Source organism: Streptomyces sp. TLI_185, from assembly GCF_003814765.1.
Lineage (GTDB): Bacteria > Actinomycetota > Actinomycetes > Streptomycetales > Streptomycetaceae > Streptomyces.
Window position 1 is genome coordinate 5,972,695 of sequence record NZ_RKRB01000001.1, and the last position, 19,619, is coordinate 5,992,313.

Consider the following 19,619-nt stretch of genomic DNA (forward strand, 5'->3'; position numbering starts at 1 on the left):
TTCATGACAACAGAACACGCGCAGCAGTCGCAGGAGAACACCGGCCACACCCGCAGACGCTTCCTCGCCGGCGCCGGGGGAGCAGCCGGCGCCCTCGCCTTATGGCCCGTCGGCAGCGCGACCGCCGCCACCGGCAAGCGCGTCGCCGTCCTCGGCGGCGGAGTCTCCGGCCTCAGCGCCGCCCACGAACTCGCCGAACGCGGCTACGCCGTCACCGTCTACGAGTACTACGACGTCCTCGGCGGCAAGGCCCGCTCGATGCCCGTCCCGGGCACGGGAACCGGCGGCCGGGCGCCGCTCCCCGGCGAGCACGGCTTCCGCTTCTTCCCCGGCTTCTACCGGAACCTGCCGGACACGATGCGCCGCATCCCCTTCGCGGGGAACGCGGGCGGCGTCCGCGACAACCTCCGGGGCGCCACCGAGGAACTGTTCGCCCGCAGCTCGGGCCGCCCGGACCTGCACTTCCCCCTGCGCCGCGTCACCACGCCGCCCGCCCCCGGCGACATCACCCCGTCCTGGATCCGCGACCAGATCCTCTCCGCCCTGGACCTGGGCACGCGCCTGCCCGCCCACGAGGCCGCCTACTTCGCCGACCGGCTGCTCGTCCACCTCACCAGCTGCGATGCCCGCCGCGAGGACCAGTGGGAGAAGACCGCCTGGTGGGACTTCATCCGCGCCGAGGAGATGAGCGAGGAGTACCGGACTCTCCTCGGTATCGGCCAGACCCGCAACCTCGTCGCCACGCGCGCGGAGGTGGCGTCCACCCGCACCGTCGGCCGCGTCATCATCGAGGCCCTGATCCTGTGGGGCCTGCTCGGTCGCGGCCTGGACGGTGACGCCGACATCGACCGCGTCCTCAACGCCCCCACCAGCGAGGCCTGGATCGACCCCTGGGAGACGCACCTTCGCTCCCAGGGCGTCGAGTTCGTGCTCGGGACGCAGGTCCGGGAGGTCGTGTACGAGGGCGGCCGCGTGACCGGCGTACGCGTCGCGGCCCGCGACGGCAGCCAGGAGCGCACGGTCACCGCCGACCACTACGTCTCCGCCATGCCCGTCGAGCACGCCCGGGGGACGTGGGGCAAGGCGCTGCGCGCGGCGGACCCCCAGCTGGCGCGCTGCGACGCCCTGCAGGCGGACTGGATGACCGGCGTGATGTTCTACCTGCGCACGCCCACCCCGGTCGTGCACGGCCACATCAACTGCCTCGACTCACCCTGGTCGGTGACGGGCATCGGGCAGGCCCAGTTCTGGGACGTGAGGGACTTCTCGCGCGACTACGGCGACGGACAGGCCCACGACTGCCTGTCCGCGATCATCTCGGAGTGGGACAAGCCCGGCATCCTGTACGGCAAGACGGCCAAGGAGTGCACCAAGGACGAGATCGTCGCCGAGCTGTGGGCCCAGCTGAAGGACGGCCTCAACGACTCGGGCGAGTCGACCCTCAGGGACGAGGACCGCCTCGGCTGGTTCATGGACCCGGCGGTGACGGGCCTCGGCGGCCCCAACCCGCAGAACCGTGAACAGCTCCTCATCCACCCCACGGGCACGCTTTACAACCGCCCCTCGGCCCGCACGAAGGTCCCGAACTTCTTCCTCGCCGGCGACTACGTCCACACCGATGTCGACCTGGCGACGATGGAGGGCGCCAACGAGTCCGCGCGACGGGCCGTCAACGCCCTCCTCGACGCGGACAATTCGGACGCCGAGCCGTGTGAGATCTGGGAGCTGTACCGGCCGCCGGAGATGGAGCCCCTGAAGCGGGTCGACGAACTGCGCTACAAGCTCGGCCTGCCCAACACCTTCGACCTGGGATAGGGCCGCCCGGGACGGACCCGGCGGAAAGGACGGAGGGGCCGCTGCCCCCGAGCGGCTGCGGCCCTTCCGTGCGTCCGTGCAGCACGTGTTGTGCTGCGGGGTGCGTCAGAGCACCCGCACCGCTCCGGTCGGCGGGTCGTAGGAGAGCGGCTTCTCGACGACACCGCTCGACGGGTTCTGCGCGCCGACGAACATGCCGTCGCCGACGTACACCGCCACGTGGTACGCGCTGCCCGCGCTGCCCCAGTACAGGATGTCGCCCGGCTGCAGGTTGCTCAGCGAGACCGGGGTGCCGGCGGTCGACTGGTCCTGCGAGACCCGCGGCAGGCTGATGCCGATCTGCTTGAAGGCGGTCTGCACCAGGCCCGAACAGTCGTAAGCGGACGAACCGGTCGCACCGGACACATAGGCCTTACCGACCTGAGCCTTGACGAAGTTGACGATCGCGGCGGCCGAACCGGTGGCCGTGGACGTCGAGGTGCTCGTCGTGGTGGCGGCGAGGGTGGTCCGCTCCGCACTGCGGGAAGCGGCCTGCTCGGCGGCGGCCTTGCGGGCGGCCTCGGCCTTCTTCTTGGCCTCGGCCTTCTTCTTCGCCTCCGCGAGGTCCGCCTTGGCCTGCTTCGCGGCCTTTGCGGCGGCCGCGTCACGCTCGGCCTGCAGCTCGTAGTTCGCGGCCGCCTGCTGCGTGGCGTCCGCGGACTGGGCGACCTGAGTGGCCAGATCGGCCGTCAGGGTGGGCAGTTGCAGGGTCTGCGTGGTCTCGGCGGCGCTCGCCGAGGCCGACGCGCCCGCGGCAGCCATGCTGAGGACGCCACCGGCAACTCCGGCGCGCACCGCGAGACTCGTCGTCGCGTTGCGGCGGGGCTTCCGGTGGCTGCGTATGTGAGCGGTGTGGGACATGAGAACAACCGGTATCAGGGGCTCCTCCATACCTTCAAGAAACGTGTGGTGCGCCACAGTTGTTCAGCCGACGGCCCGAATTCCGGGTGGCTCGCTCTTTATTGACGCCGTAACGGACATTGCGGGCGCGGCCCATCGGGCCCGTGATCACGGCGTTTCATGATTACGCCCGAATTGCCCCGCACCTACCACTGGTTGGGACTGGTGGCCAAGCCCCGTTCTCAGGCGCCTCTCGTGGTGTGGCGGAGGTCACGCAACGGTCACGGCAATGTGCGCGTCTCGCGCGAAGATCACGACCGGATTGCGCTCGGGTCACGACCGGGCTCCGCTCGTGAATGCGTGCACGCGTCCACACCACATCGCGCCCCTCCCTCTGATGTGTGAACGCGACGCCTTATCAGGACATCTCGTCCAAGACCAATTTGCATGCAAGGGAAGTCTCTTGATATGGAGACGCCCCTCCCGAGCTGCATCGACGAGCGAAAATGTCACCTCTGGTGATCACTTGGACGCTTCGCGTACGAAGATCACCGCTCATCCGACTTCATGATCCTTCATCAGGTGGTGGAGATCACAAAGCTTGTGCAATACCCCGTGTCGCAGATCACAGAGCGGCGGGCATAAGATGCGAGGCAGTTGGGCTTGTGACCTGCTTCACATGTTCTCGATCTTCGCCGGGACGGGCGGGGTTGGAGAGGCATATGAGGTGGGTGTGAGTCCGATGCCATCGCCAGCAGTCAGTGCCGACTGAGAGGAGCGAGGAGCGGTGAACGCGTATGCGCCCATCCTCGTACTGGGAGCCCTCGGGGCAGGCTTTGCGATCTTCTCCGTGGTCATGGCCACGCTGATCGGTCCGAAGCGGTACAACCGGGCCAAGCTCGAGGCCTACGAGTGCGGAATCGAGCCGACCCCCACGCCGGCCGGCGGCGGGCGCTTCCCCATCAAGTACTACCTGACGGCGATGCTCTTCATCGTCTTCGACATCGAGATCGTCTTCCTCTACCCCTGGGCCGTCACCTTCGACGCCCTGGGGATTTTCGGGCTCGTGGAGATGCTGCTCTTCGTGCTCACCGTCTTCGTCGCGTACGCGTACGTATGGCGGCGCGGCGGCCTGGAATGGGACTGAGGGGCCTTTAACACATGGGACTCGAAGAAAAGCTGCCGAGCGGATTCCTGCTGACCACCGTCGAGCAGGCCGCGGGCTGGGTACGCAAGGCGTCCGTCTTCCCGGCCACGTTCGGCCTCGCCTGCTGCGCCATCGAAATGATGACCACCGGCGCCGGCCGCTACGACCTGGCGCGCTTCGGCATGGAGGTCTTCCGCGGTTCGCCCCGCCAGGCGGACCTGATGATCGTGGCCGGCCGGGTGAGCCAGAAGATGGCGCCGGTGCTGCGCCAGGTCTACGACCAGATGCCGAACCCCAAGTGGGTGATCTCCATGGGGGTCTGCGCCTCCTCGGGCGGCATGTTCAACAACTACGCGATCGTCCAGGGCGTCGACCACATCGTGCCGGTCGACATCTATCTGCCCGGCTGTCCGCCACGGCCCGAGATGCTGATGGACGCCATCCTCAAGCTGCACCAGAAGATCCAGACCTCCAAGCTCGGCGTGAACGCCGAGGAGGCGGCCCGCGAGGCGGAGGAAGCGGCGCTCAAGGCCCTGCCCACGATCGAGATGAAGGGGCTGCTGCGGTGAGCGACGCGAACGGCACCAACGGAGCGTCGAACGGGGTGAACCCCGAAAAGGACCTCGGCGCATCCAACCTCCCCGGCCAGCGCGGCGAGGGCGGTGAGGAGATCCGCGTCCAGCGCGGCATGTTCGGCGCCAACAACGGCGGCGACACCTCCGGCTACGGCGGCCTGGTCCGCTCGGTCCGCCTCCCGGGACCGGCGGCCCGCCCCTACGGCGGATGGTTCGACGAGGTCGCCGACGAACTGGAAGGCGCCCTGGAGGAGCAGGGACTCCTCCCGGACAACGCGATCGAAAAGACGGTCGTCGACCGCGGCGAGCTCACCTTCCACATCGAGCGCGAGCACCTGCTGCGCGTCGCCCGCACCCTGCGCGACGACCCCGCCCTGCGCTTCGAGCTCTGTACCGGCGTCAGCGGCGTCCACTACCCGCACGACAAGGGCCGCGAGCTGCACGCCGTCTACCACCTGCGCTCGATCACCCACAACCGGCTGATCCGCCTCGAAGTCAGCGCCCCCGACGCCGACCCGAAGATCCCGTCCCTGGTCTCCGTCTATCCCACCAACGACTGGCACGAGCGCGAGACCTACGACTTCTTCGGAATCGTCTTCGACGGTCACCCGGCCCTGACGCGGATCATGATGCCGGACGACTGGCAGGGGCATCCGCAGCGCAAGGACTACCCCCTCGGCGGCATCCCCGTCGAGTACAAGGGCGCCCAGATCCCGGCTCCGGACCAGCGGAGGTCGTACTCGTGAGCACGCAGTCAGCATCCGCCCGCGAGACCACCGAGGGCACCGTCTACACGGTCACCGGTGGCGACTGGGACGAGGTCGTCCAGTCCGCGGCCCGCGCCGACGACGAGCGCATCGTCGTCAACATGGGGCCCCAGCACCCCTCCACCCATGGAGTGCTCCGTCTGATCCTGGAGATCGAGGGCGAGACGGTCACCGAGGCCCGCTGCGGCATCGGCTACCTCCACACGGGCATCGAGAAGAACCTCGAGTTCCGCACGTGGACGCAGGGCACCACGTTCGTGACACGCATGGACTACCTCACGTCCTTCTTCAACGAGACCGCCTACTGCCTCGCCGTCGAGAAACTCCTCGGCATCGAGGACCAGATCACCGAGCGGGCCAAGATCATCCGGGTGCTCCTGATGGAGCTGAACCGGCTCTCCTCGCACCTGGTGTGCATCGCCACCGGCGGTATGGAACTCGGCGCCACCACGATCATGATCTACGGATTCCGTGATCGTGAAATGATTCTCGACATCTACGAGCTCATCACGGGCCTGCGCATGAACCATGCGTACATCCGGCCCGGCGGACTCGCGCAGGACCTGCCGCCCGGCGCGGTGGACCACATCCGCGAGTTCGTGAAGAAGATGAAGAAGAACCTCCCGGAGTACGACAAGCTCGCCACCGGGAACCCCATCTTCAAGGCCCGTATGCAGGACGTCGGCTACCTCGACCTGGCCGGCTGCATGGCCCTCGGAGCCACCGGCCCGATCCTGCGCTCCACCGGGCTCCCGCACGACCTGCGCAAGACGCAGCCGTACTGCGACTACGAGACGTACGACTTCGACGTCCCGACCGCCGACACCTGCGACTCCTACGGGCGCTTCCTGATCCGGCTGGAGGAGATGCGCCAGTCCCTCAGGATCGTCGAGCAGTGCCTGGACCGGCTGCAGCCCGGACCGGTCATGGTCGCCGACAAGAAGATCGCCTGGCCCGCCCAGCTCGCCCTGGGGCCGGACGGGCTCGGCAACTCCCTCGACCACATCAAGAAGATCATGGGCACCTCCATGGAGGCCCTGATCCACCACTTCAAGCTGGTCACCGAGGGCTTCCGCGTGCCGCCGGGACAGGCGTACGCGGCCGTCGAGTCACCCAAGGGCGAACTCGGAGTGCACGCCGTGTCCGACGGCGGCACCCGCCCCTTCCGAGTCCACTTCCGTGACCCGTCCTTCACCAACCTGCAGGCCATGGCGGCGATGTGCGAGGGCGGCCAGGTCGCCGACGTCATCGTCGCCGTCGCGTCCATCGACCCCGTGATGGGAGGCGTCGACCGGTGACCACCAGTTCTTCTGAGCGGGGCGTCAGCCTGGGCATGCCCGAACTGCCCGCGCCCGCCTACCCGGACGACGTCCGAGCCCGGCTCGAGACGGACGCGCGCGAGGTGATCGCCCGCTACCCGGACTCCCGGTCCGCGCTCCTGCCGTTGCTGCATCTCGTGCAGTCGGAGGAGGGCCATGTCACGCGCACCGGGATGCAGTTCTGCGCGGACATGCTGCACCTGACCACGGCGGAGGTCACCGCGGTCGCCACCTTCTACACCATGTACCGGCGCAAGCCGTCCGGTGACTACCAGGTGGGCGTCTGCACCAACACCCTGTGTGCGGTGATGGGCGGTGACGCGATCTTCGAGGAGCTCCAGGAGCACCTCGGCGTCGGCAACGGTGAGACCACCGACGACGGCAAGGTCACCCTGGAGCACATCGAGTGCAACGCGGCCTGCGACTTCGCGCCGGTGGTGATGGTCAACTGGGAGTTCTTCGACAACCAGACCCCGGCCAGCGCCAAGCGCCTCGTCGACGACCTGCGCGCGGGACGGGACGTCGAACCCACGCGCGGGGCGCGCCTGTGCACCTTCAAGGACACCGCGCGGATGCTGGCCGGCTTCCCCGACGAGCGGCCAGGGGCCGTCGAGGAGAGCGGCAGTGCGGGACCGGCGTCGCTGGTGGGCCTTCGCCTGGCAAGGGGAGAGGCCGCACCCGCGCGCGTGGTCCATCCGCGGGACGGCGGCCCGCACGAGGACGAGCCGCAGGACAGGGCAGTGCACGAGCCGTCGCCGACCGAGCACCTCAGCTCACACGATGCGCCGCAGAACACGTCGGCCTCCGACCCGGCCCACCCGGCAGGGCCCGCCGCCGAGGAGGGGGAGTGATGACCTTGGCACCCGAACTCAAGAACAACAGCCCCGAGAAGCTGCTCGCACCCGTGCTGTCGGCCTTCTGGGACGAGGACCGGTCCTGGACTCTGGACGTCTACAAAAGGCACGAAGGATACGAGGGGCTCCGCAAGGCGCTCGCGATGTCCCCGGACGACCTGATCGCGTACGTCAAGGACTCCGGGCTGCGCGGCCGCGGCGGCGCAGGGTTCCCGACGGGAATGAAATGGCAGTTCATTCCCCAAGGGGATGGAAAACCGCACTATCTAGTTGTCAACGCCGACGAGTCGGAGCCCGGGACATGCAAGGACATCCCGCTCCTCTTCGCGAACCCGCACAGCCTCATCGAGGGCATTGTCATCGCGTGTTACGCCATCAGGTCTTCGCATGCCTTCATCTATCTGCGTGGTGAAGTCGTCCCCGTATTGCGGCGGTTGCACGAGGCCGTGCGCGAGGCCTACGAGGCCGGCTACCTCGGCGAGAACATCCTGGGCAGCGGCCTGAACCTCCAGCTCACCGTGCACGCCGGCGCCGGCGCGTACATCTGCGGTGAGGAGACCGCACTGCTCGACTCGCTCGAAGGCCGCCGGGGTCAACCGCGGCTCCGTCCCCCCTTCCCTGCGGTGGCGGGCCTCTATGCGTGCCCGACTGTTGTGAACAACGTCGAGTCGATCGCGTCGGTTCCCGCAATTCTGAACCGGGGCAAGGAATGGTTCCGGTCGATGGGCAGCGAGAAGTCCCCCGGCTTCACGCTCTACTCGCTCAGCGGCCACGTCGCCAGCCCCGGCCAGTACGAGGCCCCGCTCGGCATCACACTCCGCCAGCTCCTTGAAATGAGCGGCGGCATGCGGCCGGGCCACCGGCTGAAGTTCTGGACGCCGGGCGGCTCCTCGACGCCGATGTTCACGGACGAGCACCTCGACGTACCCCTCGACTACGAGGGAGTGGGCGCCGCCGGCTCGATGCTCGGCACCAAGGCCCTGCAGTGCTTCGACGAGACGACCTGCGTCGTCCGCGCCGTCACCCGCTGGACCGAGTTCTACGCCCACGAGTCCTGCGGCAAGTGCACGCCGTGCCGCGAAGGGACGTACTGGCTCGTGCAGTTGCTGCGCGACATCGAGGCCGGCAAGGGCGTCATGTCCGACCTCGACAAGCTGAACGACATCGCCGACAACATCAACGGCAAGTCGTTCTGCGCCCTCGGCGACGGCGCCGCCTCGCCGATCTTCTCCTCGCTCAAGTACTTCCGCGAGGAGTACGAGCAGCACATCACGGGCCGCGGCTGCCCCTTCGACCCGGCCAAGTCGACGGTCTGGGCCGACTCCCGCACGGAGGTGAACGCATGACCGTGACCACCAACGCTCCCTCAGGCGGGGGAGAGGCGGCGGTCCCGCCGGAGGATCTCGTCTCGCTGACGATCGACGGCGCCGAGATCAGCGTGCCCAAGGGCACCCTGGTCATCCGGGCCGCCGAGCAGCTCGGCATCGAGATCCCCCGGTTCTGCGACCATCCCCTGCTCGATCCGGCCGGCGCCTGCCGCCAGTGCATCGTCGAGGTCGAGGGTCAGCGCAAGCCGATGGCGTCCTGCACGATCACGTGCACGGACGGCATGGTGGTGAAGACGCACCTCACCTCGCCGGTCGCCGAGAAGGCCCAGCACGGCGTGATGGAGCTGCTCCTCATCAACCACCCGCTGGACTGCCCGGTCTGCGACAAGGGCGGCGAGTGCCCCCTGCAGAACCAGGCGATGTCCCACGGGCAGGCCGAGTCGCGCTTCGAGGGCAAGAAGCGGACGTACGAGAAGCCCGTGCCGATCTCCACGCAGGTGCTGCTCGACCGTGAGCGGTGCGTTCTGTGCGCCCGCTGCACGCGCTTCTCCAACCAGATCGCGGGCGACCCGATGATCGAGCTGGTCGAGCGGGGTGCGCTGCAGCAGGTCGGTACCGGCGAGGGCGACCCCTTCGAGTCGTACTTCTCCGGCAACACCATCCAGATCTGCCCGGTCGGCGCGCTCACCTCGGCGGCGTACCGATTCCGCTCCCGCCCGTTCGACCTGGTGTCCTCCCCGAGCGTGTGCGAGCACTGCTCGGGCGGCTGCGCGACCCGCACCGACCACCGGCGTGGCAAGGTCATGCGGCGGCTCGCCGCCAATGACCCCGAGGTCAACGAGGAGTGGATCTGCGACAAGGGGCGGTTCGGGTTCCGGTACGCACAGCAGCGCGACCGGCTCCAGACACCGCTCGTACGGAACGCGGAGGGTGACCTCGAACCGGCCTCCTGGCCGGAGGCGCTGCAGATCGCCGCTCAGGGACTGCTTGCCTCCCGCGGCAGGACCGGCGTCCTGACCGGCGGCCGCCTCACCGTCGAGGACGCCTATGCGTACAGCAAGTTCGCGCGCGTGGCCCTCGACACGAACGACATCGACTTCCGCGCCCGCGTGCACGGCGGCGAGGAAGCCGACTTCCTCGCCGCGAAGATCGCCGGTCGCGGACGTGATCTCGACGGTACGGGCGTCACGTACACCTCCCTGGAGAAGGCACCCGCGGTTCTTCTGGTCGGGTTCGAGGCAGAGGAGGAGGCGCCCGGCGTCTTCCTGCGGCTGCGCAAGGCCTGGCGGGGGCACGGACAGAAGGTGTTCTCGCTCGCCACGCACACCACCCGCGGTCTCGAGAAGGCCGGCGGCACCCTGCTGCCGGCCGCCCCGGGCACCGAGACCGAGTGGCTGGACGCACTCGCCAGCGGCGTCGGACTGGAGGACGGCGGGGCCCAGGCGGCCGAGGCGCTGCGCGCCGAGGGCGCGGTGATCGTCGTCGGTGAGCGGCTGGCCGCTGTGGCAGGCGGACTGACCGCAGCCGTACGGGCCGCCGCCGCGACCGGCGCCCATCTGGTGTGGATCCCGCGGCGGGCCGGTGAGCGCGGTGCCCTCGAGGCGGGCGCGCTGCCCTCGCTGCTGCCGGGCGGACGCCCGGCCACCGATCCACGCGCGCGTGAGGAGGTCGCCGCGGCCTGGGGCCTCGCCGAACTCCCGCACCGCTACGGCCGCGACACCAGTCAGATCGTGGAGGCCGCCGCGACCGGCGAGCTGCAGGCACTGCTGGTCGCAGGCGTCGAGGTCGCCGACCTGCCGGACCCGGCACGCGCGCGTGAAGCGCTGCAGGAGGCCGGCTTCGTGGTGTCACTGGAGCTGCGCCCCAGTGAGGTCACCGAGCGCGCCGACGTCGTACTTCCCGTCGCCGCGGTCGCCGAGAAGGCCGGCACCTTCCTCAACTGGGAAGGCCGGGTGCGGTTCTTCGAGGCCGCGCTCAAGCCGGACCAGATGACCCGCCGCCTCGCGCCCACCGACGCGCGCGTGCTGCAGATGCTGGCCGACGCCATGGACGTCCACCTGGGGCTGCCGGACCTGCGCACCGTGCGCGCGGAGATCGACCGGCTCGGCCCCTGGGACGGGCCCCGCGCCACCGAACCCCTCGAGACCGCGGCCCAGTTGCCGCGGCCCGCCGCCGGGGAAGCCGTACTGGCCGGGCACCGGCTGCTGCTCGACCAGGGACTCCTCCAGGAGGGCGACGAAGCACTCGCCGGAACCCGGCACGCCGCCCACGCGCGCGTGTCGGCCGCGACCGCCGCCGAGGCGGGCGTCAAGGACGGCGACACCATCGTCGTGACCGGCCCCTCCGGAGCGGTCGAAATGCCGCTGCGGATCGCGGAGATGCCCGACCGTGTGGTCTGGCTCCCGCTGAACTCCGCAGGCGGGGGCGTCGCCTCCGACACCGGGGCGCTGCCCGGCGCTCTCGTCCGTATCGGCCCGGCGACGCTCGTCGGCGAGGCCCCCAAGGAGGTGGAGGCATGAGCCCGTACCTCGCCGCTGAAGACCTCTCGATGTTCGGCCGCGACCCCTGGTGGCTGGTCGTCATCAAGGCCGTCTTCTGCTTCGCCTTCCTGATGGTGACCGTGCTGTTCTCCATCGTCTGGGAGCGCAAGGTCGTCGCCTGGATGCAGCTGCGCATCGGCCCCAACCGGCACGGCCCCTGGGGCATGCTCCAGTCGCTCGCCGACGGCATCAAGCTGATGCTCAAGGAAGACGTCATCGTCAAACGCGCGGACAAGGTCGTCTACGTCCTCGCGCCGATCATCGCGGCCATCCCGGCCTTCATGGCGATCGCGGTGATCCCCTTCGGCCCGGCCGGCAACGAGATCTCGATCTTCGGCCACCGTACGACGATGCAGCTGACCGACCTGCCGATCGCGATCCTCTACATCCTCGCGGTCGCCTCGGTCGGCATCTACGGCATCGTGCTTGCGGGTTGGAGTTCCGGATCCACCTACCCGCTCCTCGGGGGCCTGCGCTCGTGCGCGCAGATGATCTCGTACGAGATCGCGATGGGCGCCGCTTTCGCCTCCGTGTTCCTCTACTCGGGGTCGATGTCGACGTCGACGATCGTCGAGCAGCAGCACGACCGCTGGTACATCGTCCTGCTGCCGGTCTCCTTCATCATTTACATCGTCACGATGGTCGGCGAGACCAACCGCGCCCCCTTCGACATGCCGGAGTCCGAGGGCGACCTGGTCGGCGGCTTCAACACCGAGTACTCGTCGATCAAGTTCGCGATGTTCATGCTCGCCGAGTACGTGAACATGGTGACGGTCTCGGCCGTGGCTACCACGCTCTTCCTCGGCGGATGGCGCGCCCCCTGGCCGATCAGCACCTTCTGGGAGGGTGCCAACCACGGCTGGTGGCCGCTGCTCTGGTTCGTGATCAAGGTCCAGCTGCTGCTGTTCCTCTTCATCTGGCTGCGCGGCACCCTCCCACGGGTCCGCTACGACCAGCTGATGAAGCTCGGCTGGAAGGTCCTCATCCCGGTCTCCGTGGTCTGGCTGATGCTGGTCGCGACCGTCCGGGCCCTCAGGAACGAGAACTACGACTTCGCCGACATCGCCCTCTACATCGGCGGCGGCGTCCTCGCCCTGCTGCTTCTGTCCTTCGTCGCCGACATCTTCCGCGACAGGGCAGGGAAGGCCGAGCAGCCTGCCGAACAGGCCGCCGGATTCGACCCGATGGCGGGCGGATTCCCCGTACCGCCACTGCCGGGACAGGAGTTGCCGCCGGTGCCGAGGCGCAGTCCGCGCCGCGAGCGAGAGCTGATTGTCAGTGGCGGGTCGGATACTGCAAGTGACGGATCTTCGGATGGAAAGGAGGCGTCCGATGGCTGAGGAGCCCAAGGAGACCAAGCCCGGTTTCATGAACCCCGTCGCAGGCTTCGGCGTGACCTTCAAGGCCATGTTCAAGAAGCGGCTGACCGAGCAGTACCCGGAGCAGCAGAAGACCACCGCCCCCCGGTTCCACGGACGGCACCAGCTCAACCGCCATCCGGACGGCCTGGAGAAGTGCGTCGGCTGCGAGCTGTGCGCCTGGGCCTGCCCCGCCGACGCCATCTACGTGGAGGGCGCCGACAACACGGACGAGGAGCGCTACTCGCCGGGCGAGCGGTACGGGCGCGTCTACCAGATCAACTACGCCCGCTGCATCCTGTGCGGCCTGTGCATCGAGGCGTGCCCCACGCGCGCGCTCACGATGACCAACGAGTTCGAGCTCGCCGACAGCAGCCGCGCCAACCTCATCTACACCAAGGAGCAGCTGCTCGCCGGCCTGGAAGAGGGCATGGTCGACAGCCCGCACGCCATCTACCCGGGGATGGACGAGCAGGACTACTACCGGGGACTCGTCACCGAGGCCGCGCCCGGTACCGAGCGCCAGGTGGCCTTGTCCAAGGGCGAGGTCGTCCAGGAAGCCGCCTCCACCTTCGGTGAGGACGAGCCCGCCTCGGAGAAGGTGATCGGCCGATGAGCGCGCAACTCGCCGCCTACTCCACCTCCACCGGAGAGGCCTTCCAGTTCTGGGTCCTCGGCACCGTCGCCGTGATCGGCGCCCTGGCCACCGTTTTCATGAAGAGGGCCGTGCACAGCGCGCTCTCGCTCGCCGGCACCATGATCATCCTGGCGATCTTCTACCTCGCCAACGGCGCCTACTTCCTGGGCATCGTGCAGATCGTCGTCTACACCGGCGCGATCATGATGCTGTTCCTGTTCGTGGTGATGCTCGTCGGCGTGACGGCAGCGGACTCCCTGAAGGAGACCATCAAGGGCCAGCGCTGGCTGGCCCTTCTCTGCGGGCTCGGCTTCGGCATCCTGCTCCTCGCCGGGATCGGCAACGCCTCCCTCAAGGAGTTCAACGGCCTGGGCGAGGCGAACGCCAACGGCAATGTGGAGGGTCTCGCGGCCCTCATCTTCACCAAGTACGTCTTCGCCTTCGAAATCACCGGCGCCCTGCTGATCACGGCCGCCGTCGGCGCCATGGTGCTCACGCACCGCGAGCGCACCGAGCGCGCCAAGACCCAGCGCGAGCTGTCCGAACAGCGCGTCCGGGAAGGCAAGTACGTACCGCCGCTGCCGGCGCCCGGCGTGTACGCCCGGCACAACGCGGTGGACATTGCGGGCCTGCTGCCCGACGGCACCCCGTCCGAGCTCACGGTCAGCAAGACGCTGCGTGAACGCGGCCAGATCCGTGACGTGTCGGCCGAGGCGCTCAACGACCTGCGGGCGCTGGAGCAGCGCGCGGAGGAGCGCCTGGAGCGGACCGCGATCGATCCGGCGAACCTCAAGCGGGCCGAGGAGGCGTCGAAGTGAACCCGGTCAACTACCTGTATCTCGCCGCCCTGTTGTTCACGATCGGCGCCACCGGCGTACTGATCAGGCGCAACGCGATCGTCGTGTTCATGTGCATCGAGCTCATGCTCAACGCCTGCAACCTCGCGTTCGTCACCTTCTCCCGGATGCACGGCAATCTCGACGGCCAGATCATCGCCTTCTTCACGATGGTCGTCGCCGCCGCGGAGGTCGTGGTCGGCCTCGCGATCATCGTGTCCCTGTTCCGTTCCCGCCACTCGGCCTCGGTCGACGACGCCAGCCTGATGAAGCTCTGAGGGGTCGCTGAATCGTGGAGAACCTGATTGCGCTGCTGGTGGCGGCGCCACTGCTCGGAGCGGCCGTACTGCTGTGCGGCGGCCGGCGGCTCGATGCCGTCGGCCACTGGATCGGCGTGCTGCTGTCGACCACGTCCTTCGTCTTCGGTGTGATCCTCTTCGCCGACCTGCTCGGCAAGGACGCCGAACACCGGACCCTGATCCAGCACCTGTACACCTGGATCCCGGTCGAGAGCTTCCAGGCGGACGTCACCTTCCGCCTCGACCAGCTGTCGATGACGTTCGTCCTGCTGATCACCGGCGTCGGCTCGCTGATCCACCTGTACTCGGTCGGGTACATGGAGCACGACGAGCGCCGCCGCCGCTTCTTCGGCTATCTGAACCTGTTCCTCGCGGCGATGCTGCTGCTCGTCCTCGCCGACAACTACCTGCTGCTGTACGTCGGTTGGGAGGGCGTCGGCCTCGCGTCCTACCTCCTCATCGGCTTCTGGCAGCACAAGCCCAGCGCGGCGACCGCGGCGAAGAAGGCCTTCCTGGTCAACCGCGTCGGCGACATGGGCCTGTCCATCGCCATCATGCTGATGTTCGCGACGTTCGGGACCTTCGCCTTCGGGCCGGTCTTCAACAGCGTCGGCGACACCTCGGAGGGCAAGCTCACCGCGATCGCCCTGATGCTTCTGCTTGCTGCCTGCGGCAAGTCCGCCCAGGTGCCGCTGCAGTCCTGGCTCGGGGACGCGATGGAGGGCCCGACCCCGGTCTCGGCCCTCATCCACGCCGCGACGATGGTGACCGCGGGCGTCTACCTGATCGTCCGCTCCGGAGCCATCTTCAACGCCGCGCCGGACGCACAGCTGGTCGTCACCGTGGTCGGCGCCGTCACGCTCCTGTTCGGTGCGATCGTCGGTTGCGCCAAGGACGACATCAAGAAGGCGCTGGCCGGCTCGACCATGTCGCAGATCGGCTACATGGTGCTGGCCGCGGGCCTCGGCCCCATCGGCTACGTCTTCGCGATCATGCACCTGGTGACGCACGGCTTCTTCAAGGCCGGGCTCTTCCTCGGCGCCGGTTCGGTCATGCACGGCATGAACGACGAGGTCGACATGAGGAAGTACGGCGGCCTCCGCAAGTACATGCCGGTCACCTTCATCACCTTCGGCCTCGGCTACCTCGCGATCATCGGCTTCCCGGGTCTGTCCGGCTTCTTCTCCAAGGACAAGATCATCGAGGCTGCCTTCGCGAAGGGCGGCACCGAGGGCTGGATCCTGGGCACGTGCGCGCTGCTGGGCGCGGCCATCACCGCCTTCTACATGACGCGCGTGATGCTGATGACGTTCTTCGGTGAGGAGCGCTGGCGCAACCAGCCCACCCGCTCCCCGGAGGCGCCGAGCGCGGAGCCCGCCGCCGAGCACCACGGTGAACACGAGGAGCCGCACCCGCACGAGTCCCCGAAGGTCATGACGATCCCCATGATCGTGCTGGCCGTCGGTTCGGTCTTCGGCGGCGCGTTCTTCAGCATCGGCGACCGCTTCCTGCACTGGCTGGAGCCGGTCACCGGACACAGCGAGGGCGACTCCCCGCTCAGCGCCGCGACGGTCACCGGCGGGACGATGGTCTGCCTGCTCATCGGCGTCGGCATCGCGTACGCCATGTACGGTCGCCGCCCGGTTCCGTCCGTCGCCCCGCGCGGATCGCTGCTCACCCGGGCCGCCCGGCGCGACCTGCTGCAGGACGACTTCAACCACGTCGTCCTGGTCCGCGGCGGCGAACACCTCACACGCTCCCTGGTGTACGTCGACCACACCCTGGTCGACGGCGTTGTCAACGGCACGGCGGCCTCGGTCGGCGGCCTGTCCGGGCGCATGCGCAAGCTGCAGAACGGCTTCGCGCGGTCGTACGCGGTCTCGATGTTCGGCGGTGCGGCGGTCCTCATCGCCGCGACCCTGCTGATGAGGGCGGTCTGATACCGATGTCCTTTCCTCTGCTGACAGCGACGGCGGTGCTCCCGGCGATCGGGGCGGTCGCCACGGCCGCCGTACCGGCCGCGCAGCGCACCGCAGCCAAATGGCTGGCACTGATCGTCTCGCTCGCCACCCTCGCCCTCGCCATCACCGTCCTGGTCCGCTTCGACCCGGACGGCGGCCGCTACCAACTGACCGAATCCCACGCCTGGATCGCGGACTTCGGCGTCAGGTACGAACTGGGAGTGGACGGCATCGCGGTGGCGCTGATCGCGCTGACCGCCCTGCTGATCCCGTTCATCATCCTCGCGGGCTGGCACGACGCCGACCCGCTGGAGACAGGCAGCAAGCGGTGGAGGCCGACGCAGGGCTTCTTCGCCCTGATCCTCGGCGTCGAGGCGATGGTGATCATCTCCTTCGAGGCCACCGACGTCTTCCTCTTCTACATCTTCTTCGAAGCCATGCTGATCCCGATGTACTTCCTCATCGGCGGCTTCGGGGACCGTGCCCACGAGCACGGCGAGGAGGCGGCGTCGACGCAACGGTCGTACGCGGCCGTCAAGTTCCTCCTCTACAACCTGGTCGGCGGTCTGATCATGTTGGCCGCCGTGATCGGGCTGTACGTGGTGGCCGGGAACTTCAGCCTCCAGGAGATCGTGCAGGCCCGCGCCAACGGCTCGCTGCACATGGCGACCAACACCGAACGCTGGCTGTTCCTCGGCTTCTTCTTCGCCTTCGCAGTGAAGGCGCCGCTGTGGCCGCTGCACACCTGGCTGCCGAACGCCATGCAGGAGTCCACCGCCCCGGTCGCCGTCCTCATTACCGCGGTCGTCGACAAGGTGGGCACCTTCGCGATGCTCCGCTTCTGCCTCCAGCTGTTCCCGGAGGCCTCGAAGTGGGCGACGCCCGCCATCCTCGTCCTCGCTCTGATCAGCATCGTCTACGGGGCGCTGCTCGCGGTCGGGCAGCGGGACATCAAGCGGCTGGTGGCGTACGCGTCGATCTCGCACTTCGGGTTCATCATCATGGGCATCTTCGCGATGACCAGCCAGGGCCAGTCCGGAGCGACGCTCTACATGGTCAACCACGGCATCTCGACGGCCGCGTTGATGCTGGTCGCCGGCTTCCTGATCTCCCGGCGCGGCTCGCGGCTCATCGCGGATTACGGCGGTGTCCAGAAGGTCGCCCCGGTGCTCGCCGGCACCTTCCTGGTCGGCAGCCTGGCGACCCTGTCGCTGCCCGGACTCGCCCCGTTCGTGAGCGAATTCCTGGTCCTGGTCGGCACGTTCACGCGCTACCCGGCCATCGGGATCATCGCCACCTTCGGCATCGTGCTCGCCGCGCTCTACACCCTCGTCCTCTACCAGCGGACGATGACCGGCCCGGTGAAACAGGAGGTCTCCGCGATGCCGGACCTCAGGGCCCGCGAACTGGTGGTCGTCGCCCCCCTGATCGTGCTGCTGATCTTCCTGGGCGTCTACCCGAAGCCGGTCACCGACATCGTCAACCCGGCGGTGAAGTCGACCTTGTCCGACGTACACAAGAAGGACCCCAAGCCTGAGGTGGAGGCGGTGGCCAAGTGAGCGCATCAGCCGTCCACAGCCTGTGGACAACGGCGGCAACCGCGGCCGATCCGATCTCGAAGATCCCCGCACCGAAGATCGAATACGGGCAATTGTCGCCCACCTTGATCGTCGTGGGCGCGGCGATCGTCGGGGTGCTGATCGAGGCCTTCGTGCCGCGCAAGTCCCGTTACTACGCCCAGGTGTTCGTGTCCGCCGTCGCGCTCGTCGCCGCCTTCGCGGCGGTCGTGGCGCTCGCGTCCGGCGGGTACGGAACCACGAAGGCCCACATCGCGGCGATGGGCGCCATCGCGGTCGACGGGCCGTCCCTGTTCCTGCAGGGCACGATCCTGCTGGCCGGACTGGTCGGCCTGTTCACCTTCGCCGAGCGGCGCCTGGACCCGGAGGCGCACGGCAACCGCGTCGACTCGTTCGCCGCGCAGGCCGCGTCCGTGCCGGGCAGCGACAGCGAAAAGGCGGCCGTGAAGGCCGGGTTCACCACCACCGAGGTGTTCCCGCTGCTGCTCTTCGCGATCGCCGGCATGCTGGTCTTCCCGTCGGCCAACGACCTGCTGACCCTGTTCGTGGCCCTGGAAGTCTTCTCGCTGCCGCTGTACCTCCTGTGCGCCCTGGCCCGCCGCAAGCGGCTCATGTCGCAGGAAGCCGCCGTCAAGTACTTCCTGCTCGGCGCCTTCGCCTCCGCGTTCACGCTGTTCGGCATCGCGCTGCTCTACGGCTACGCCGGCTCCGTGTCGTACGCGACGATCGCGCATGTCGTCGACGGATCGGTCACGACCGTCGACCCGGCGCTCGCCGACACGATGGGCAACGACGCGCTGCTGCTCGTCGGCGGCGCGATGATCGTCATGGGGCTGCTGTTCAAGGTCGGCGCCGTCCCGTTCCACATGTGGACCCCGGACGTCTACCAGGGCGCACCGACCCCGGTGACCGGGTTCATGGCAGCGGCGACGAAGGTGGCCGCGTTCGGTGCGCTGCTCCGGCTGCTCTACGTCGTCCTGCCCGGCCTGCGCTGGGACTGGCGGCCGGTCATGTGGGCCGTCGCGATCGTCACCATGCTCGGCGGAGCGATCGTCGCGATCACACAGACCGACATCAAGCGACTGCTGGCGTACTCCTCGATCGCACACGCCGGATTCATCCTCGCGGGTGTCATCGCCACGTCGAAGGACGGCGTCTCCTCCGTCCTCTTCTACCTGGGCGCGTACTCCTTCGTGACCATCGGCGCCTTCGCGGTGGTGACACTGGTGCGCGACGCGGGCGGCGAGGCGACGCATCTGTCCAAGTGGGCCGGGCTCGGCCGCCGGTCACCCCTGGTGGCGGCCGTGTTCGCGGTGTTCCTGCTGGCCTTCGCCGGCATTCCGCTGACCTCCGGCTTCGCCGGGAAGTTCGCCGTGTTCAAGGCGGCGGCGGAGGGCGGTGCGGCCCCGCTGGTCGTGGTCGGTGTGATCTCGTCGGCCATCGCGGCCTTCTTCTACATCCGCGTGATCGTGCTGATGTTCTTCAGCGAGCCGCGGCCCGAAGGCCCGACGGTTGCCGTTCCCTCGCCGCTGACGATGGCCGCGATCGGGCTCGGCGTCGTGGTCACGCTGGTGCTCGGGGTGGCGCCGCAGTACTTCCTGGACCTGGCCAGTCAGGCAGGAGTGTTCGTGCGCTGATCCACCTGCCGGGCGGGTGGAAGAAGGGCTCCGGCTCCCTTTTCGGGACCGGGGCCCTTCGCCGTGCAGGGCCAGGCCAGCAGAAACCTC

16 protein-coding genes are annotated in these 19,619 nt (G+C 68.5%); 15 read left to right on the forward strand and 1 reads right to left on the reverse strand.

Annotated elements, in window-relative coordinates:
* Nucleotides 1-3 precede the first annotated feature (3 nt).
* Nucleotides 4-1,815 carry an FAD-dependent oxidoreductase gene (locus EDD92_RS27600; RefSeq protein WP_123966877.1) on the forward strand — a complete coding sequence of 604 codons (1,812 nt, stop codon included), beginning with the start codon at nt 4-6 and terminating at the stop codon, nt 1,813-1,815.
* A gap of 105 nt (nt 1,816-1,920) precedes the next feature.
* On the opposite strand, the gene EDD92_RS27605 is transcribed toward EDD92_RS27600, so the two are convergent.
* Nucleotides 1,921-2,715 carry a C40 family peptidase gene (locus EDD92_RS27605; RefSeq protein WP_123966878.1) on the reverse strand — a complete coding sequence of 265 codons (795 nt, stop codon included), beginning with the start codon at nt 2,713-2,715 and terminating at the stop codon, nt 1,921-1,923.
* A gap of 766 nt (nt 2,716-3,481) precedes the next feature.
* On the opposite strand from EDD92_RS27605, the gene EDD92_RS27610 reads away from it, so the two are divergent.
* The 14 genes from EDD92_RS27610 to nuoN are packed head-to-tail and all read left to right on the forward strand — an operon-like array spanning nt 3,482 to nt 19,529.
* Nucleotides 3,482-3,841 carry an NADH-quinone oxidoreductase subunit A gene (locus tag EDD92_RS27610; RefSeq protein WP_003992243.1) on the forward strand — a complete coding sequence of 120 codons (360 nt, stop codon included), beginning with the start codon at nt 3,482-3,484 and terminating at the stop codon, nt 3,839-3,841.
* 14 nt (nt 3,842-3,855) lie between these two features.
* On the forward strand, nt 3,856-4,410 hold the full coding sequence (locus EDD92_RS27615; RefSeq protein ID WP_003998928.1) for an NADH-quinone oxidoreductase subunit B family protein: 555 nt from the start codon (nt 3,856-3,858) through the stop codon (nt 4,408-4,410).
* Nucleotides 4,407-5,162: an NADH-quinone oxidoreductase subunit C gene (locus EDD92_RS27620; RefSeq protein WP_030945324.1), complete on the forward strand. Its 756-nt coding sequence runs from the start codon at nt 4,407-4,409 to the stop codon at nt 5,160-5,162. The genes EDD92_RS27615 and EDD92_RS27620 overlap by 4 nt, the downstream gene beginning before the upstream one ends.
* Nucleotides 5,159-6,481, forward strand: a complete 1,323-nt coding sequence (locus EDD92_RS27625) for an NADH-quinone oxidoreductase subunit D (RefSeq protein WP_123966879.1) — start codon at nt 5,159-5,161, stop codon at nt 6,479-6,481. Before EDD92_RS27620 ends, EDD92_RS27625 begins: the two co-directional genes overlap by 4 nt.
* Nucleotides 6,478-7,353, forward strand: coding sequence for an NADH-quinone oxidoreductase subunit NuoE (nuoE, locus tag EDD92_RS27630; protein ID WP_123966880.1), 876 nt, complete (start codon nt 6,478-6,480; stop codon nt 7,351-7,353). The genes EDD92_RS27625 and nuoE overlap by 4 nt, the downstream gene beginning before the upstream one ends.
* The gene (gene nuoF / locus EDD92_RS27635) at nt 7,353-8,702 is read left to right on the forward strand and encodes an NADH-quinone oxidoreductase subunit NuoF (RefSeq protein WP_123966881.1); all 1,350 of its coding nucleotides are present in this window, start codon (nt 7,353-7,355) and stop codon (nt 8,700-8,702) included. Before nuoE ends, nuoF begins: the two co-directional genes overlap by 1 nt.
* Nucleotides 8,699-11,203: an NADH-quinone oxidoreductase subunit G gene (locus tag EDD92_RS27640; RefSeq protein WP_123966882.1), complete on the forward strand. Its 2,505-nt coding sequence runs from the start codon at nt 8,699-8,701 to the stop codon at nt 11,201-11,203. Before nuoF ends, EDD92_RS27640 begins: the two co-directional genes overlap by 4 nt.
* Nucleotides 11,200-12,564 (forward strand): NADH-quinone oxidoreductase subunit NuoH, encoded by a 1,365-nt coding sequence (gene nuoH / locus EDD92_RS27645; protein WP_123966883.1) that lies wholly within the window; start codon nt 11,200-11,202, stop codon nt 12,562-12,564. The genes EDD92_RS27640 and nuoH overlap by 4 nt, the downstream gene beginning before the upstream one ends.
* Nucleotides 12,557-13,198 (forward strand): NADH-quinone oxidoreductase subunit NuoI, encoded by a 642-nt coding sequence (gene nuoI, locus EDD92_RS27650; RefSeq protein ID WP_099930706.1) that lies wholly within the window; start codon nt 12,557-12,559, stop codon nt 13,196-13,198. The genes nuoH and nuoI overlap by 8 nt, the downstream gene beginning before the upstream one ends.
* Nucleotides 13,195-14,037, forward strand: coding sequence for an NADH-quinone oxidoreductase subunit J (locus EDD92_RS27655; protein ID WP_123966884.1), 843 nt, complete (start codon nt 13,195-13,197; stop codon nt 14,035-14,037). Before nuoI ends, EDD92_RS27655 begins: the two co-directional genes overlap by 4 nt.
* Nucleotides 14,034-14,333, forward strand: a complete 300-nt coding sequence (gene nuoK / locus EDD92_RS27660) for an NADH-quinone oxidoreductase subunit NuoK (RefSeq protein WP_020130147.1) — start codon at nt 14,034-14,036, stop codon at nt 14,331-14,333. Before EDD92_RS27655 ends, nuoK begins: the two co-directional genes overlap by 4 nt.
* Before the next feature lie 14 nt (nt 14,334-14,347).
* Nucleotides 14,348-16,294, forward strand: a complete 1,947-nt coding sequence (gene nuoL, locus EDD92_RS27665) for an NADH-quinone oxidoreductase subunit L (protein ID WP_123966885.1) — start codon at nt 14,348-14,350, stop codon at nt 16,292-16,294.
* 5 nt (nt 16,295-16,299) lie between these two features.
* Entirely contained in the window at nt 16,300-17,874 is a 1,575-nt protein-coding gene (locus EDD92_RS27670; RefSeq protein WP_123966886.1) for an NADH-quinone oxidoreductase subunit M, read from the forward strand.
* Nucleotides 17,871-19,529 carry an NADH-quinone oxidoreductase subunit NuoN gene (gene nuoN / locus EDD92_RS27675; protein WP_123966887.1) on the forward strand — a complete coding sequence of 553 codons (1,659 nt, stop codon included), beginning with the start codon at nt 17,871-17,873 and terminating at the stop codon, nt 19,527-19,529. Before EDD92_RS27670 ends, nuoN begins: the two co-directional genes overlap by 4 nt.
* The last annotated feature ends 90 nt before the right edge of the window (nt 19,530-19,619 follow it).